The 15,554-nt window shown below is 40.1% G+C and carries 12 protein-coding genes and 7 pseudogenes; 5 read left to right on the top strand and 14 right to left on the bottom strand.

The genetic code is table 11. From position 1 onward, the window contains the following. Positions 1-56: 56 nt before the first annotated feature. Positions 57-266, bottom strand: a pseudogene (locus ACHLI0_RS21015) (helix-turn-helix domain-containing protein). Positions 267-772: 506 nt separating this feature from the next. Here ACHLI0_RS21015 and ACHLI0_RS21010 point away from each other — a divergent pair. After that, positions 773-910 (top strand): annotated as a pseudogene (locus ACHLI0_RS21010) (IS4 family transposase); the annotation flags it as partial. Positions 911-969: 59 nt separating this feature from the next. On the opposite strand, the gene ACHLI0_RS21005 reads toward ACHLI0_RS21010, so the two are convergent. The 6 genes and pseudogenes from ACHLI0_RS21005 to ACHLI0_RS20980 form a co-directional block, all read right to left on the bottom strand. Next, positions 970-1,401 (bottom strand): hypothetical protein, encoded by a 432-nt coding sequence (locus tag ACHLI0_RS21005; RefSeq protein ID WP_224319037.1) that lies wholly within the window; start codon positions 1,399-1,401, stop codon positions 970-972. Next, positions 1,362-1,835, bottom strand: a complete 474-nt coding sequence (locus tag ACHLI0_RS21000) for a hypothetical protein (protein WP_490749965.1) — start codon at positions 1,833-1,835, stop codon at positions 1,362-1,364. Before ACHLI0_RS21000 ends, ACHLI0_RS21005 begins: the two co-directional genes overlap by 40 nt. Before the next feature lie 10 nt (positions 1,836-1,845). Continuing rightward, complete coding sequence (locus tag ACHLI0_RS20995) at positions 1,846-2,427, bottom strand: RloB family protein (protein ID WP_224319035.1); 582 nt, start codon at positions 2,425-2,427, stop codon at positions 1,846-1,848. Between the two features lie 12 nt (positions 2,428-2,439). Next, on the bottom strand, positions 2,440-3,648 hold the full coding sequence (locus ACHLI0_RS20990) for an AAA family ATPase (RefSeq protein ID WP_224319034.1): 1,209 nt from the start codon (positions 3,646-3,648) through the stop codon (positions 2,440-2,442). Between the two features lie 736 nt (positions 3,649-4,384). Next, positions 4,385-4,777: a hypothetical protein gene (locus tag ACHLI0_RS20985; RefSeq protein WP_490749964.1), complete on the bottom strand. Its 393-nt coding sequence runs from the start codon at positions 4,775-4,777 to the stop codon at positions 4,385-4,387. A 31-nt stretch (positions 4,778-4,808) separates the two neighbouring features. Beyond that, positions 4,809-5,343: pseudogene (locus ACHLI0_RS20980) on the bottom strand (sigma-70 family RNA polymerase sigma factor). A 315-nt stretch (positions 5,344-5,658) separates the two neighbouring features. Here ACHLI0_RS20980 and ACHLI0_RS20975 point away from each other — a divergent pair. After that, positions 5,659-5,787, top strand: coding sequence for a hypothetical protein (locus tag ACHLI0_RS20975; protein ID WP_258770893.1), 129 nt, complete (start codon positions 5,659-5,661; stop codon positions 5,785-5,787). 496 nt (positions 5,788-6,283) lie between these two features. On the opposite strand, the pseudogene ACHLI0_RS20970 reads toward ACHLI0_RS20975, so the two are convergent. From ACHLI0_RS20970 to ACHLI0_RS20940, 7 genes and pseudogenes are all read right to left on the bottom strand, one after another. Continuing rightward, a pseudogene (locus ACHLI0_RS20970) lies at positions 6,284-6,880 on the bottom strand (GNAT family N-acetyltransferase). A gap of 5 nt (positions 6,881-6,885) precedes the next feature. Next, positions 6,886-7,053: a hypothetical protein gene (locus tag ACHLI0_RS20965; RefSeq protein WP_224319032.1), complete on the bottom strand. Its 168-nt coding sequence runs from the start codon at positions 7,051-7,053 to the stop codon at positions 6,886-6,888. Next, positions 7,044-7,451, bottom strand: coding sequence for a hypothetical protein (locus ACHLI0_RS20960; RefSeq protein WP_490749963.1), 408 nt, complete (start codon positions 7,449-7,451; stop codon positions 7,044-7,046). Before ACHLI0_RS20960 ends, ACHLI0_RS20965 begins: the two co-directional genes overlap by 10 nt. 309 nt (positions 7,452-7,760) lie before the next feature. Then, positions 7,761-9,552 (bottom strand): annotated as a pseudogene (locus ACHLI0_RS20955) (reverse transcriptase domain-containing protein). Between the two features lie 574 nt (positions 9,553-10,126). Then, a pseudogene (locus ACHLI0_RS20950) lies at positions 10,127-11,259 on the bottom strand (site-specific integrase); the annotation flags it as partial. A gap of 496 nt (positions 11,260-11,755) precedes the next feature. Then, positions 11,756-11,842 (bottom strand): annotated as a pseudogene (locus tag ACHLI0_RS20945) (metallophosphatase); the annotation flags it as partial. A gap of 490 nt (positions 11,843-12,332) precedes the next feature. Next, positions 12,333-12,668, bottom strand: coding sequence for a hypothetical protein (locus tag ACHLI0_RS20940; RefSeq protein WP_490749962.1), 336 nt, complete (start codon positions 12,666-12,668; stop codon positions 12,333-12,335). 563 nt (positions 12,669-13,231) lie between these two features. Here ACHLI0_RS20940 and ACHLI0_RS20935 point away from each other — a divergent pair. The 3 genes from ACHLI0_RS20935 to ACHLI0_RS20925 all read left to right on the top strand — a co-directional run bounded on the left by ACHLI0_RS20935 (position 13,232) and on the right by ACHLI0_RS20925 (position 15,526). Next, entirely contained in the window at positions 13,232-13,435 is a 204-nt protein-coding gene (locus ACHLI0_RS20935; protein WP_224319008.1) for a hypothetical protein, read from the top strand. A 551-nt stretch (positions 13,436-13,986) separates the two neighbouring features. Further along, positions 13,987-14,292, top strand: a complete 306-nt coding sequence (locus ACHLI0_RS20930) for a helix-turn-helix transcriptional regulator (protein WP_055217106.1) — start codon at positions 13,987-13,989, stop codon at positions 14,290-14,292. Further along, positions 14,264-15,526, top strand: coding sequence for a restriction endonuclease subunit S (locus ACHLI0_RS20925; protein ID WP_272184110.1), 1,263 nt, complete (start codon positions 14,264-14,266; stop codon positions 15,524-15,526). The genes ACHLI0_RS20930 and ACHLI0_RS20925 overlap by 29 nt, the downstream gene beginning before the upstream one ends. Positions 15,527-15,554: the final 28 nt, after the last annotated feature.

The following is a 15,554-nucleotide window of genomic DNA, read 5'->3' as shown; positions in this document are numbered from 1 at the left end:
TGTTATTCGAAGTTATTTTGTTTGAAATCCATCAGTATATTTCTTATATGTTATTGTCACATCTTTGAAGGATAAACGAGCACATCTTCTTCCCCTACTTCTAGCACCTTTGCTATCTGAAGTAGAGTCTCGAGGCTGGATTATGCTGCATTCGTGCACCATTTTAATGCTGTAGCAGGATCCTTTCCTAATTGTTCTACAAGCCACTTGTTTGTGCGCTTCTTCTCTGCCAACATTACTTTGATACGATTTATGTCCTTATCCATGACTATACATTATATATTATTTAGGGCAAAAATATTAAGTGACTATATACTATCTTACAGCAAAACCCTCTATACACGATTATACGATTTATAGAAGGTTTATATTTTCTATATCCTACTGCTTAACAAGGATCACACTTTAAGGCAATATATAGTTACCATATTTTATATATTTCTCAATTGTGTGGCAAAATTACAGAATATTAATGAAAAACGATAAGTTCAGTGATAAAAAGAAAAGATCATACGCTAAATTCTATGACTTTATTCTTCAGCCTTCTCTATTTACAAGCTTTATTTATTATGTGTTTAACAGCAAGCCTTCCTCAACTACCGGAAAATCTGTATAGACATATTTGATTAGGAGGAAACGCCAGTATTAGGAAAACTTCTTCATAAACCTTACCACTTCCGATATCGTAAAAAAGTCAAACTTACCGGTTCTTATCATATAGAATTGCAGAAATATAAATATAGCGTGCCTTATTTAGTATGTAGACTAGTAAAGTACATACAAAGTACTACAAATATTGAGCATCTCATTGACGGATAAAACTCAACTGAGAGACTCCTTTGATAAAACTAAATTTCAAAATGACAAAGAACGATTCGGACCAAATGGGCCAAGTCTATTTAAATTTTAATTTGGACCAATTTTAATGGAACACTAGTGATCCTAAAACTTAATATATATACTAAACCCTTATTTTTCTAATTTTAATTGAGCCTCTTTCTCTTTAATAAGCAATAAAGAAATATCAAATAAGACTTTTATAGTACTATTTAATTCAAGCGAAAAATCTTTAATCAAAGTGGTCATCTTATCAACATCATCATAGTATGAAATAATTTTTCTATCTAATCGTTCCAGTTCCATGTTAGCATCCTTAATCTCTTGCAGAAATAACTTTTTCTTTTCTATATCTACCGCTTGTTTACTTAATTCCAATAAGATATTTTTTCGATGCATATTATTCTCTTTTATTTGAATATCATATCTGTTTTGATTAACACGTTCTATAAAAGAGAGTTCTTGATCCAATAAATCCGATAGTCCAATACGTGCTTTAATCCAGCATTCTTCATAAGTCTTTTCTAAATTTGTTTTCTGGCGTTGTACATCAACTTCAAACACATATCTATACTGCAAAAATCTGTTGCATAGATTCGACCTTTCATTTGACATATTTCTGATTTAGATAATGATATATTCTGATGGTCAAGACCAACAGTAATTCCCATAACATCTACTATATTAAGTAAAGCCAAATTATTTTTTAGACAGTTATTATAATCATCCAACTTTTTAATATTTTGTTGATGAATTAACAGTTTATCTTGTTGCATAATAGCTTTCTCACTATTTCTATTACTATAAATAATAGCAAGATAACCTACTACAACAGCAAAAATTCCACTACTATAACTTCCCCAAAAATTTAACCAAGAATCATTCGAAAGGTTTGTTTTAATAACATTACCATATGTCAACATCGTATTAATGATAAATGCGATAGCAATTCCACTAATTATGATTCCCAAAACAATATATAAATCTTTTTTTTTCATCAATTCATATTTATTGCAACGATTCACTAACTTTTTTAATCGCCTTATAAATCTCGCTATAAGAATCTCTACCTTTATATTTTTCGGCCAATTCACATGCTTTATCCATTTTTGAGTCTGCAAGCATTTCTTTAACCCATTTATCCTTCTCAAGGTATTTCCGAGTTTTATCATATGTTGGCAGATATTGCTTTAATGCTCTTTCTGTTGCTGCTGAATCTTGGAAATGTCGACATGTATCTTCAAAATGTAGTAAAAACCAATATTCTATTGACTGTAAGCTATCACAAAGAATCACATTAGCATTATTTTCATATTTCTTTTTGAGCGATACCATTTTTTTATTCTCTGCATCAGAACGCCTGCTAACATCAGCATCAAAAACACATATTACAAAGACATCTTCATCCAGAAGTTCCTTTATTTTCTTTTCTATTTTCTCAATACTATTGTTTTCAAATAAACGAGGAGAAATAGAGTATCTATAACCAAGTATTTTTTTCAAATGACTGAAATAGAATAATTCAGTCAAACCCTCACCGACGATATGAATAATCTGTCTGGTCGCTGTATTTTTTCTTGCTTTTCTCATAAAAATACACGATTATAGATTAGGAACTGCACCGAATTTACCGAACTTATATGCCTTTTGGAAAGAACTGATCCTATTCAATCCCTTGAAGTCTGTCAGAGGATACAGTACACTTGATCCATCCGGATTCTTTTCAGTAAACCAAACATTATCTTTTCTAAGCAAATCTTCCTCTCCTAACAGTCCATCATAATGCGTAGTGAGCAACAACTGTGCCTGTTCTGATTCTTTTAGAAAACGTTCAATGATGTATTCTATCAATTTCGGATGAAGAGAAGATTCAATCTCGTCAACTGCGAGAAAAGCATCTTTTTCAAGAATCTTTTGTACTTGAGCAGCCAAGCCAAATGTACGAATAGTACCATCCGATTCAAACAGTTCCGAGAACTCATAATAATCATTGTTACCATACTCAGATGAAACTTTATGCTGATACATAGTATAATTAATCGGCCCTTTATGCGTTTCTTGTTCTTTGGAAGTAATATTTGAAATATTAAAATCTGCTTCCTGCAGATATCTCAAAATATAATCTTTTGCTAACTCATTCTTGATTGATTCTTCGGCATAACGACTTAAAGATGATGCAGGTACAATAGCCGGCATAACCTGATTGATTAGATACTGAAGAACCTTCTCTAGTTCTACAATATGTGTATTCACCTGCATATAGGCAGCAAAAACTGACATATTATGCAAACACTTCAATGTTATTTCCTCTTTGACAGCTTGCGACATCTTGATTTTCTGTCCAAATTTAATAACAGATACGTTATTTTCAGTATTTCTTTCAAATATAGTAGCAGGCTGTTGACTTGGATAATAAATTAAACTTTCCTTTGCTACGTGCCATCTATCTAAAGCTACTGAATAGATATAACAAACAGCTTTCTCCTCATTCTTCAAATAGAACGAAATCGAATATTCAGATAACTGCCTTGAACTTGTTTTATTCAGGAGAAACGGGACTATTTGAATTTGTTCTGCCTTATTAAGTGGAGTATAAGTAATGAATGACTTGATAAAATCACAAACCTTAATAATATTACTCTTACCCGAAGCATTTGCTCCATAAATAACAGCCACTTTCAATAGTCTCACACCGCCACCCAATTCAACAACATGATATGATTCCATATCCTTACTTCTATCAGCTTCAAAACTTAATATAGCCTCGTCTCTAAATGAGAACATGTTCTTAAATCTAATTTCTGCTATCATACAATTTGTTTTTCCACAAATATATAACTAAATATCCATATCCACAAATAAGATTCATCTATTTGCATCATTTCTACAAATATCACAAACTAATATCTATTCTATTAAATTTATTATAACCTTAGGCAATATCAATCATTTAAAAATCTTGGATCACAACAAGGAAAAGGTAAGTATACCTACAGAAGAAGCCATGAAGATGACTATCTATGTACAGAAGCAGAAATAAGACGTATGTTTGCTGATGCTAATCACCACAGGGGTTCTAATGTAAGGTGGACACACCGTATCTATCCGGACAGAAATGTGGGAAGCAAACCTCTATCATTTCTATATAAAAGTATATAATAAATTATGATCCGGTGACAACATTGGCATAACATGACGGGACATGGAAACATTTTTCCGGTATGGCAATAAGATACGGGGATTCCGTTATAAAAAAGGCCCTTATTTTATTATGTTATTATGTCATTCTGAAATTGGGTGGGCCGTTCGTGTACCGGTGGAACGGCCGTTCCCGTAATGACGGCACATCCCGTACTGATATCATTATCCTCCGGCAATGCCGCTTCCCGGTCTTGCCGAAGTGACCTTATGCCGGCCGGTGACAACCGCATGTCCGTGCGTAAACATGGCGGCTCATAAAAACAGGCACATCCCCCGGGCTCCTGTCCCGTCGGATGCGCCTGTTTCCGTTATGTCATATATAGCCGGACTCCTCCGGCCCATGCCTCTATCTCAGTATCGGGTTCGAGAGCTGTATCTTGTAATAGGCCACCCCGCCAATCTCCACCGGCATCCTCGCCATCATGAACTGCACGCTCTTCCTCTCCACCTTCGCCTGCCGCATGAGCCTCTGCACGATAAACCCCGCCGAGAACCTTGCGCCTCTTTTGTCCTTCCAGACGATGAACCCCTCACTGTCGTCGGCCCGGCAGATATACCAGTCACCCGTCTCGTCGTCGTGGGCGAAGTTCACCCGTCCGCCGCCGAGGATTCCCAATTCGATTGACATCGTCTTTGACAGATAGACGGTCCCCCTGCTGTCAAGGTTGATGGTCCGCTTTCCCTTGTATGTGACTTCCTGCGGACGGGAGTTTTCCCTGTTGTATACTATCAGTGCCATAACTTTCTTACTTTTCCGTTAAACGATTTTTTCAATACATGAAGCTTTCCACCGCCAGCATCTGGCTTCTCCATGCGAAACCGCTGTGGGTACGTACCGCGTCCACTATCCTGTATACTTTCTGCGATATGGCCGATGCCGATACGCCCATGCATTCCGCCAGTGCCTTGAACGAGAATTGCGCCTCATAGAACCGGAGCATGAACATCCGGCCTTACGAAACGCAGTATGTCCTTAACCAGCCTCTCGCACCCGTTCAGGTCATCCTCGGAAAGGAATTCTGCCTCCTCGCCACATCGGAGGAAGAAATCATCTTCAGGGTGTGCATACCGGTTCTCCCTTTTAATCTTTACCAGGGCCGCCTTTTTGTAGCATCCGATGAAATACGCGTCATAGTCCGTTATGTCTCCGGGAACCAGCACCTGCCTTCTTACGAAAAGGTAGGTGTCATGGAAATTGTCCTCGTCCAGCATTCCGTACCGGCGTAACGTCCCTCTCAATCTGTCATAGGATTTTGTGAACCACTCGTTGAACGGTCTTTCCTTTTCTGCGCTCTTGTCTGCCATAGCCTTATAATTTTTTGAGTTATACATGGCCTACACGGGTAGGCATTCTTATTTCTTGTGCTTCCTCCAGTTTGTTTTTCGGCGGTCTCCGGCAAGGCTTGCCGTGAAAAAATACGCTCACGCGAAGCCTGAGGAAGATTTTTTCACGTGCAACCAGCCCGAAGGGCCGCCTTGCGGGACCGGCCTGAAAAACAACTATTTTTGCCGCAAGAAATGAGGATGACGGATTCCTTCTGTTTACTGCCTGTCCGGTGAAAATTTAAAATTCCATGCAGTTTTTCTGTCTTCGGTATGTTTGGAGAAATATTCAAGGATATGAAAAGAGAACGGCAATATGTGATATTGCAGAAGGAGCGGATATGGGATTGGAAACAGGAAGCGTGCCCGGGCTTTCATGCAGCTTATACGGAAGTGTTGATTTTGAGGAGGATTACAGGGAAGTGACAGGAAGGTCGGCTGTTGGAAAAATGCGTGTGCGTTGCCCCTTCCGGAATACGGAGTCCTTTAAATCATGAACTTTATTCAGGAGTGCGTCTCGATATTTGCCTGAGACAAAATTATAAGTCGCCCATTCATGGATAAGTATTTGGAATATATCAACGACATGCTACGATGCGATAAAGAGAATCGGAACGGCAGACTGAAACTCGCAACCGGCTGATAATGCGGACTATTCTAAAATAAGTGTGGCAAACTTGGAGACATCCGACGAAAACCTTGGAAAAAGAAGAACCGGACAAAGCCTCCGCCTTCAAAATAATGCTCTATTATGCCACAGGTGCGGCATTACTTGTCATTCCGGATTGGCTGCCCATGAAATGTAACGATAAATCCACCGCCCGCCATCAAGAAAACGGCCGGTGTCATATGGCAGGCAATCGTAGCGACAGCCCGTCTTTGGAACCCGTTGTCACCTCAAAGGATTTTACTGAATATTATGTCAGTCCTTTTTCAAATCAAAATACAGCAGACGGGTTTTCAAAGGTTCATCTTGCGGAATATCATAATATTGCTTTTCTATCACGTCTGTTTTATAGAGTGGAACGAAACCGTTTCTTTCATAATACCCGAGAATCTTTTCCCCATTGTATGCATCCACCACGATAAAACGGCATCCTGTCTTGTTGTCCTCGTGACGGAACCAGTCTTTATGAAAGCCATCAGTTGCCGTCCTACGTGGCTTGATGTACCCTGATATTCCCGGTTGACACCCAGTCTTCCTATCAGCACGGCCGGATAGCTGCGTCCACGTTTAGGATTTACAATATTGCGTTGCAGCCTGTTTTTATCATTGGGGATATTAATCTGGTCTTGATACTGTCATTGGACAAGGTAAACAAGGCCACAATACGATGCGGAATTTCAGTCGTCACCCAACAATATGTTTTTCCAAGGAGTTCATCCGCATACAGATCGGCATCATTGAGAAAAAATCATCAAGGTCATTCTCGCCACAAGTGAAAGGAAGGCAATTCCTCCGTACTTCCTTGTTATAGGCAAGCATGACACAATCATCATATAAAGAAATACCGTCCATTGCTGTTAATTGAACCGGAATGAACGGGACTTTTCCAATACTTTTCGCAACCGTTTCTTTGCCGCCACTGATAACCGGGGTGTTACCTTTGCAGCGTTCTTGTCTGCACTGCGTACGAAATCTTCCGCCGTAGCGCCTTCCAAAACCGGAATGTTCTTGATAGTTATAGCCATAATATTATTTTTTGCAAAAATACAACTTTGTTGTTATACAGCCAAATAATAGCCCGTCTTCCATTCTTTTTCCAGAATGTTCCTCCATATCCGGAAAAGTCTGTGCCACACCGCCCGTTGCGGTAAGCCGTTTCTCCCAAGGAAAGGGCAGGCAATACCAGCGGACGTGAATACGGGCAGGACAACCCGTACATGCAATGCAGAGGGAGCAGGAGAGCCTTCCCCACAGTCGGAGAGAAAAGCGGTCTCATGCCGGGGTACGGCATGAAAAGGGGTTCCTGGACAGTTCTTTTCCTTGTCGCACATGCACTACGTCGGTCGCAGTTTTCGCCTTCTGAATCCCCCTCACGTCCGTCCCTGCGTTTTCGGAGCGTTTTTCCGGCAGAAAATTTCACCATGCGGAAATTTTCTGCTGGAAACCGAAGGGAAAACGCGGAGTCCCGCAGGGACGGACGAACTTTGATGAGGAAGGAGAAAAATCGTCCGTTTCGTAAATATCATTTCCTCAGATGGCATCGCATATCTCCTTCTCCATCTTTTCCAGCTTATGGGACAGGATTTCCATGTCGCTGCTGATCTTCTGGTTGGTTATCCGTAGGCTCGGCAAACAACGCCTTTCCGCTTTACAGCGGTAGGTTTTCGTTTACCTGCCCCCGAACCGTACTTACACGTCTCCATGTATACGGCTCTCCATCTGTAACATCATTTTACTCACCACAGCTCTGGATTTTTGCGTTACACTCCGCACATACGACCAAAGTCTTTCTGTGCATATAGAGCATTTTGCGTTCCCAGTCATTTTTACCTTTTAACTCTTTGAGAGTGCGGACATGGTGCATTACCACTTCTCCGTGCTTGCCACATAGTTCGCACGTTTTTGTTGTAAGCCTTTCTATCAGACTCAACGATGGCGTTTTGAACATATACGGCAGATTATCACTTGGGGCTGTTTCACAATCCGTTTTACGGGCGTAACCCTCATTGTAGAATACCCTGTACTTGGTTTCTCCTCCCTTGTTTACAAAAGGCACGGCAAAGAGATTGTCCTTACGGTATGTTTCAATGACTTTTCTCACTGACATATTCAGCTTTTGAGCAAGAGTTTTGTACATGGAGAACTTCATGATACAACCGAAAGAGCGTCCCAAAGCCGATACATTGTTTGCTATTGAGTAATAGTTGTAGAACCCTCGTATTTCGGTATTGAACTGAGATACAATCTCGTGCGCTTCATTGTCAATCATATAAGCCCTGTCTTTTGACACCCATGTTTCCTTGCCGTGTTTGGTGACAACTTTCATGGCTTCGAGGCTTTACTTCTCTTGAAACGTGCAATATCACATTCCCGTTGAAGTATCTGCGCACTGTTCCGTTACTGTTTCTCTTTGTGGCATAGTCTTTACGGACATATATTTCGTAACCAAAAAATTTTGCGCTGTCTTGTGCATTTGTAATCAAAGTTTTTTCCTGTGACATCTCCAGCCTTAACTTTTCCTGCATAAACCTAGTGATGTCGGCTTTGATTTTCTCGCATTCGTTTTTCGTTCCGATAACCCCGATTAGAAAATCATCAGCGTAGCGCACATATCTCAGTCTGCGAAAATTTCTATCCATATCGTTGCCACTTGGCATTGTTAGTATCCGCTTCTGCTTTTCGTGCAGTTCTTCTGCCATTTTTGTTCTTTCGTTTGCATCCTTCACTTCGTTTATCCTACGCTTTAGGTAGTGTACTCTGTTGTTGAGTTTGCAAATGTCCTTGTTACGACTTCTTATTGTCCCTTTATTGAATTTGTCGGCATATTCATCCATGTATTTATCGAACTTGTCAAGATATATATTTGCCAAAATAGGGCTTATGATACCACCTTGCGGTGTCCCTGAATAAGTCTTGTTGAATTGCAACTCTTCTATGTACCCTGCATTGAGGAATTTCCGTATCAGACGAAGAAATCTGTCATCTGCTATTCTACCTTTCATTATTTCTATCAGCACATCATGGGCTATGTTGTCAAAGAAGCCTTTTATATCTCCCTCAATGAACCATTTTGTACCGTTGAAATTGTTTTGTAGACTTTTCAGTGCTGTGTGGCAGCTTCGGTTTGGTCTGAAACCGTGCGATGTCCACTCAAAGTGTCCATCATATATGGCTTCAAGCACCATTCTTACTACCTCTTGAACCAATTTGTCTTCAAAAGACGGTATTCCTAACGGACGCATCTTCCCATTCTTTTTCGGAATGTAAATTCTCTTTGCAGGATTGGGCCTATAAGTCTCATCCTTTATACTCTCTATGAGTTTGTTTATCCTATCAATGCTCATTTCATCCTCTGTTTTACCATCTGTGCCGGGTGTCATGTTTCCCGGCTTTGCATACATACGTTGGTAGGCGACAAAGAACATTTGTTCATTGAATAGAATACGGTAGAGCCTTTCGTATTTATACTCAGGCTCGTTGCTGTGTCCAGCTAAAATGTTTAATACTTGCTCTGGATTTCTCATACACCTCTCACGTTTTCCGTTGTTTGTATTAAAGTTACAGACTACTTCCCTTCGCCATGTACAAGGCTTTCCCTTGCTCGGACTACTACGGAAGTTCCGTTACCATATCGGATATTCAAAAGCTTTCTTTATAGCTGTTTATTCCAGCGTTCCGACTTAGGTAATCCCCAGTTAGTTCTCCTAATAACTATTAGCACGTCATACTGTCGGATGCGACTTTCGTTCTTGTCCGCTTATTGCGGCTGTGTCATAGTCGGTTCTTTATGCTCTGCACTAACGCACAAAATAGGCAGAGTACTATGAAACAACGTATGTATAATAGTCTTCCGTTGTTGCAAGATTTGGTACCACCGAACTATCGTTCAACCAATCAAGGCTTCATCCTTATGTATGTCTTTTCGTCTTGCCCCTCAGTCGCCACTTAACTATTAGTGGACTTGGAGCTTTAATCAGTATGCTACACTCCCCATCGGGTTTCCCCTTTGGATAAACTGATTGACGATAGGATTATATCGAACCCAATCATAACTTCTTGATAAAGAAGTATTTATTAAGCGACCACTCTGGGCGCACTCGCATATATCTGGGTGGTTTTCAAATCCGTATGCCCCAAAAGACGGCTTACGGTCTCGATGGGTACACCGTGCGAGAGCAGCACGGTGGTGGCATTCGTATGCCGGGCCACATGATAGGCCAACCGTATCTTGAAACCGCACTGCCTGCCAAGTTCCTTCAATATGGTGTTGCATCTGCCGTTGCTCGGTACCGGAAATACATGATCGTCCTTGGACAGCCCCTTGTACTTCTCTATGATACGCTTGGGAACGTCCAGCAGGCGGATGTTGGACTCGGTGTTTGTCTTGCGCCGGCGGTGATGATCCAGAGGTTGCCGTCGAAGAAGGTCTGGAGCCGGTCGGTCGTCAGTGCCTTCACGTCCGCGTATGCCAGTCCGGTGAACACAGAGAAGATGAAGAGGTCGCGTACCAGTTCGCAGGTCCCGCTTTTCACCGGGGCCTCCGTCAGGTAGCCCCGGTCAACGCTCTCGGGGGAGTTGATGTACCCGGCGAATGGGTTGAAGGGAAGCGCGCTGCTGTTGCGAGCGATGGAGATGATGTGCTTGAGCCCGATCATGTAACCCCATACGGTATTGGTGCGGCATTTCTTCTCCGGACGCAGGAAATACTCAAAGTTGTTGATGAACGTCAGGTTGAGTTCCTTCAGGGGAATGTCGTCACGGTGGTACACTTTCGGGACGAACTCGCACAGGTGCCTGTATATGGTACGGTAGCGGTTGTATGTTCCCTGCACGCGGCTGTGTCCCACCTTCTTGATGAACTCCTCGTTGTGCTGCTCGAAGAGCTTCAGCAGCGTCTCGCGTTTCACGCCCAGCCCGAGGCAGGCGTCCCTCAGCCTGGCGGCGGTGACATAGCCGTCGGACAGCATCAGTTCCTGGTAACGGCGGTTCACGCCCACACGTATCCGGTCAACCGCCGCGTTGATTTTCTGCGCCTCGGCGCTCTTGCCCGTGGCACGTGCCGTTTTCACGTCCCAAAGTTTCGGGGGCACGTCCAGCTTGCAGCTGAACTGCTTGATTTCGCCGTCCACCGTAAAACGGCACATCAGGGGGAGATAGCCGTTGGCTCTCTCGCTGCCCTTCTTCACGTAGAAGAGAATTTTGAAGGTCGATCTGCCCATACTCGTTTCCATACTTTTTTGATCGTTACAAAGTTAATATCAAGCGAGTTGTCCTCAGGTATGAAAAGCTGTGCAAATTACTGAAATAGAATCCGTTGTGCCGTTTTTTGTTCCTGTTATATCAGTAACGATATGGGAACTGAAGTCTTTCGCAGCTTTTAGCGGACCTCCTTTTTCTGCTTATGCAGTATTATGAGTTAAACACCTAACTGCTTAATAGACTGCATTCCTGCTGTATTATCATCAACCTTGCTTTTTCTTTCTGCGTTTATAATAGATTGATACAGGTTTTACCACGTCCTATTATGATAAAAGATGGTATACGACAAGAAGAAACATCTGCTCATGTGCTATACGAGAAGCACTAATAAATTGTATAATTCGGCACTATAGAATATTTTGTGTAAATGGAAAATACGGGATTCAAATTATGAACCAATTTATGCTTATATTTGAAAACAGAATCCAGATATAAGAGAATTTACAAGTGAATCCTGTTTCCATTTACACAAAATTCCAGACAGTGTCTATTTCCGTGATAAAAGTGGGTATCAGATGTAAAGAACACCTTGCTGCCATCAAATTTATAATTTATTTCTTCTCAATTTATGTGCATCACTGCGCGTTAATAATCAAGTTATCAATCACCCATCAAACGGAAATGACAGAGAAGTATCACAAAAGCAACTGCCATAAATGGGTATAAAACAAAATAGTTGAAAAGTTTGCTAAAGACTCTCCAGCCATTCAGTCTCTATTCTAGATCAAAGTATAGTAAAATGTACTTTATTATGTTCGCTGGAAAGTATTTACAATACGAGATTCAATGCCGGAGACATGAACATTCAACACACATTCCGAGCGTTTATTACCCTGAATTGTGGTGATTGATAGTATGCCCATCCAAATTCTCTGCATTGTTAGTTTTATGTTATTTCAAAATCAGTGCAAAATTAGTAAATAAACTCCATATACCGCATGACAGAACAAGAAACTGAATCTATATGAATATAGATATTATATCAGTGAAGATATAATTTAGCAGGGTTCATTACTATAAACTATGTAACTCAAGAAGGATGTTCTTACTCTTCCTTTTCAAATTCTTCCGAAGCATTTGCTATCAACGCCTTTCCTATTTCCATCTGTATGAATTTAGGCAATCGAAACAATTTTGCCATAAGCTGGTTATAAGTGAACTCGACTTTGGTATACAGTATAGATTCTTCTTTAATGTGCACATCGATTTTCTCAACAATCTCAGAGTCTTCCATAAAGTCAGAAAAGTCCGGTTCTTCAAACCAATTTATCATGTCATCCTCATTGATTCTAAGACAGAAGTCACTTAACTTAATCAAGGAATTGCTCTTGAACTTACGTATCAAGAACTCTTTTTCCAATGGATTCAAATGTTTTGCCATAAAAGTTTCTCCTTTCCGGTAGATGACAGGGGTAATCAAAACGGGCTAAGGAAGCGCCCTTTCGTTCGGGCTACCCCCTCTCTACAGGGCGCTTCCTTTATCCACTTACGAAGATAACCAATCTCTATCTTTTTTCTACCTTCCAGTGTCTACTTTTTGAGGTGCAACATTCACACAAAAAACATAATGATACCAAAGAAATTCCAAGAAAGCCACAATCTTTGGATTCAACAAAGATTCTGTAACATCTATGCGAAAACTCCCTATCACTCAGTGCGTTGTATCGGATAGCAGATATTTTGCAAAAGGCTGGAAAGATGCAGTACAACACGTATATGCAAAACAATGAGATACAACAACTTGCATTTATCCCTACATTCGGTGTACTTGCAAAAACAGAGGTTGTACATAAGCATCTACGCAATTCTATATTACCAGCTGTTTTATTTGCATATCAGAAGGTGAAGATTTGGTTGTGAACTCAAAGGCTATGACCTTGCAGACAAGAGAGACATGACAAGCACCTTTGCCACACAATTCACATCAGGTAGCCCGAAGGGGATATGCGGAATAATGGAGAAAGTAAGAAAAAGGCTAAAACAGGGAAAGGTAAAACAAAGGATATACCGCCAAAGCACATAGCCCAAACAACGACTGGTGAAAAAGAGATAGAGTTGGAAGGACAAAGTGATGTCCCTTTAACAATTTTGCTGGCCAAAAGAAAAATAGGTATGGCTTTGGGAGCTTATAAAAGCCGTTTAGTTTAGAACTTGAAGAGATATACAAAAAACAGACTAAACTTTATTATATTTGCAGTGTGCTTCGAATATCATCGTATGATGAGAACAGGATTGTTTTTCTTTCCGAGGGACAAAAAAATTGGCCTAAAAAACATCAAGGGATAGACCTTATATTTGCTCTTTTTATCTTTTGGATAGCAAATTTTTGTCCCCAGTTTGTCCCCCGAAGCATTTCATAAAAACATAATATATTAAATATCAATTTATTACAAGTCAAAAATGATACAAAACATTTTCTGCATCGGCAAGTAAGTGGTGGTTACCAACAATTAGCATCTATCATCAACGATTATTAAGGCGCTCATTTTGAGCGCCTTTCTTTTTAGCCTTATAAGCGATGGTTATCGTTTATAGAGCTTTTTCAGCTCATTTTTGTACCGTATTTGTTGCTCGCTTGTTACTCTCCGATTTTAGGTCGGAAAGGTCGTGGAGAAAGTTTACTATGGTTGACTATGATTTACGATAGTTGAACAAAATAGAGAAATTACAAGAGAAATAAACCTCTAAAAGTAACGAATATGGCAACAAGTAAAATGAAAATCAAGAAGGTATGTGAATGGTGTGGCACAACATTCTATGCCCAAAAGTTAACGACACGCTTCTGTTCTCATCGGTGCAATAATCTTGCATATAAAGAAGCGGTGCGGCAGAAGAGAATACAAGAAATAGAAACCAAAGTCCAAACGGTAATCAGTGAACAACCCATATCCTATTTCAAGGATAAAGAATATCTATCATTCAAGGAGGTTGCAACTTTATTGGGGCTGAGCAAACAAGCCGTATATAAAATGGTATATGCCACATTATCAGAATGTGCCGTTTGAGGTGCCGGATAATTGGGTGTGGTGTAAGTTGGAAGATATTGCTTATGTGGCATCAGGAAGTACACCCGATAAAACTTGCTTTGTTGAGAATGGTATCCCTTACATTAAGATGTATAATCTCAGAAATCAGAAAATAGATTTTGCCTACCATCCACAATATATTACAGAAGAAGTGCATAATGGAAAACTTCTGCGTTCGCGTACAGAAGTTGGAGACCTTATTATGAATATTGTTGGGCCACCTCTGGGTAAACTTGCGATTATTCCATCAACATTACCACAAGCGAATTTTAATCAGGCCGCTGTCCTAATACGACCTTATAAATTTAAAGAAGTGCTAGTGCCATACCTAAAAGCATATTTAGAAGAAATGTCAGAAATTAATTCTATCGCGACACGAGGGTCTGCTGGTCAAGTTAACATATCCTTGACTCAATCTCAAAATATGCGAATACCGTTACCTCCTTTAAAAGAAATTGAACGGATAATAAACGAAATTGTTAAGTATGACATTCTCATTGAAGCTCTCGAATCCGATACCACAGACTTACAAACTCTTATCATTCGTACCAAAAGTAAGATTCTTGACCTCGCCATTCATGGGAAACTCGTACCACAAGACCCGAATGACGAACCAGCCATCGAACTGCTAAAACGTATAAATCCCGACTTCACACCTTGTGATAACGGGCATAGTGGGAAGTTACCTTATAAAATACCTAGGACATGGGTATGGTGTAGTCATAATTCTATCTTAGATATATCTGGAGGATCACAACCTGCGAAGAGTTATTTTGAAACTATACCTAAACCAAATTACATTAGACTTTATCAGATTAGAGATTATGGAGAGTCTCCTGTACCTGTTTATATCCCAATTAATCTTGCTTCAAAACAGACCGAAAAAGGAGATATATTATTAGCACGTTATGGTGGTTCTTTAGGAAAAGTGTTTCATGCTAAACAAGGGGCTTATAATGTGGCAATGGTAAAGGTTATCTTTAAATTTGAAAATCTCATATACAAGGAGTATGCATACTATTATTATTTATCTGACCTATATCAAGGAAAACTAAAAGAAATTTCAAGGACGGCTCAAACAGGATTTAATATTACAGACTTTAATGATATGTATTTTCCACTCCCCCCTATCAACGAGCAACAACACATCGTTCAAAAGATAGAAGAACTTTTTTCATCCCTTGATGATATTCAAAAATCCTTAGAAGTGTAATTAATTACACTTCTAAGGATAGATAAAA

The organism is Bacteroides sp. RCH18, from assembly GCF_058231005.1.
Note: the sequence above shows the minus strand (reverse complement) of the source record. Positions and strands in the feature narration are given on the sequence as shown.

Excerpts from the sequence above, each read along its gene's own strand:
- ACHLI0_RS21000 (WP_490749965.1), bottom strand. The coding sequence starts at position 1,835 with ATGAAAAAAAAAGATTTATATATTGTTTTGGGAATCATAATTAGTGGA.
- ACHLI0_RS20990 (WP_224319034.1), bottom strand. The coding sequence starts at position 3,648 with ATGATAGCAGAAATTAGATTTAAGAACATGTTCTCATTTAGAGACGAG.
- ACHLI0_RS20930 (WP_055217106.1), top strand. The coding sequence starts at position 13,987 with ATGGCAACAAGTAAAATGAAAATCAAGAAGGTATGTGAATGGTGTGGC.
- ACHLI0_RS20935 (WP_224319008.1), top strand. The coding sequence starts at position 13,232 with ATGCGGAATAATGGAGAAAGTAAGAAAAAGGCTAAAACAGGGAAAGGT.
- ACHLI0_RS20940 (WP_490749962.1), bottom strand. The coding sequence starts at position 12,668 with ATGGCAAAACATTTGAATCCATTGGAAAAAGAGTTCTTGATACGTAAG.
- ACHLI0_RS20960 (WP_490749963.1), bottom strand. The coding sequence starts at position 7,451 with ATGGTGAAATTTTCTGCCGGAAAAACGCTCCGAAAACGCAGGGACGGA.
- ACHLI0_RS20965 (WP_224319032.1), bottom strand. The coding sequence starts at position 7,053 with ATGGCTATAACTATCAAGAACATTCCGGTTTTGGAAGGCGCTACGGCG.
- ACHLI0_RS20925 (WP_272184110.1), top strand. The coding sequence starts at position 14,264 with ATGCCACATTATCAGAATGTGCCGTTTGAGGTGCCGGATAATTGGGTG.
- ACHLI0_RS20995 (WP_224319035.1), bottom strand. The coding sequence starts at position 2,427 with ATGAGAAAAGCAAGAAAAAATACAGCGACCAGACAGATTATTCATATC.
- ACHLI0_RS20985 (WP_490749964.1), bottom strand. The coding sequence starts at position 4,777 with ATGGCACTGATAGTATACAACAGGGAAAACTCCCGTCCGCAGGAAGTC.
- ACHLI0_RS20975 (WP_258770893.1), top strand. The coding sequence starts at position 5,659 with ATGAAAAGAGAACGGCAATATGTGATATTGCAGAAGGAGCGGATATGG.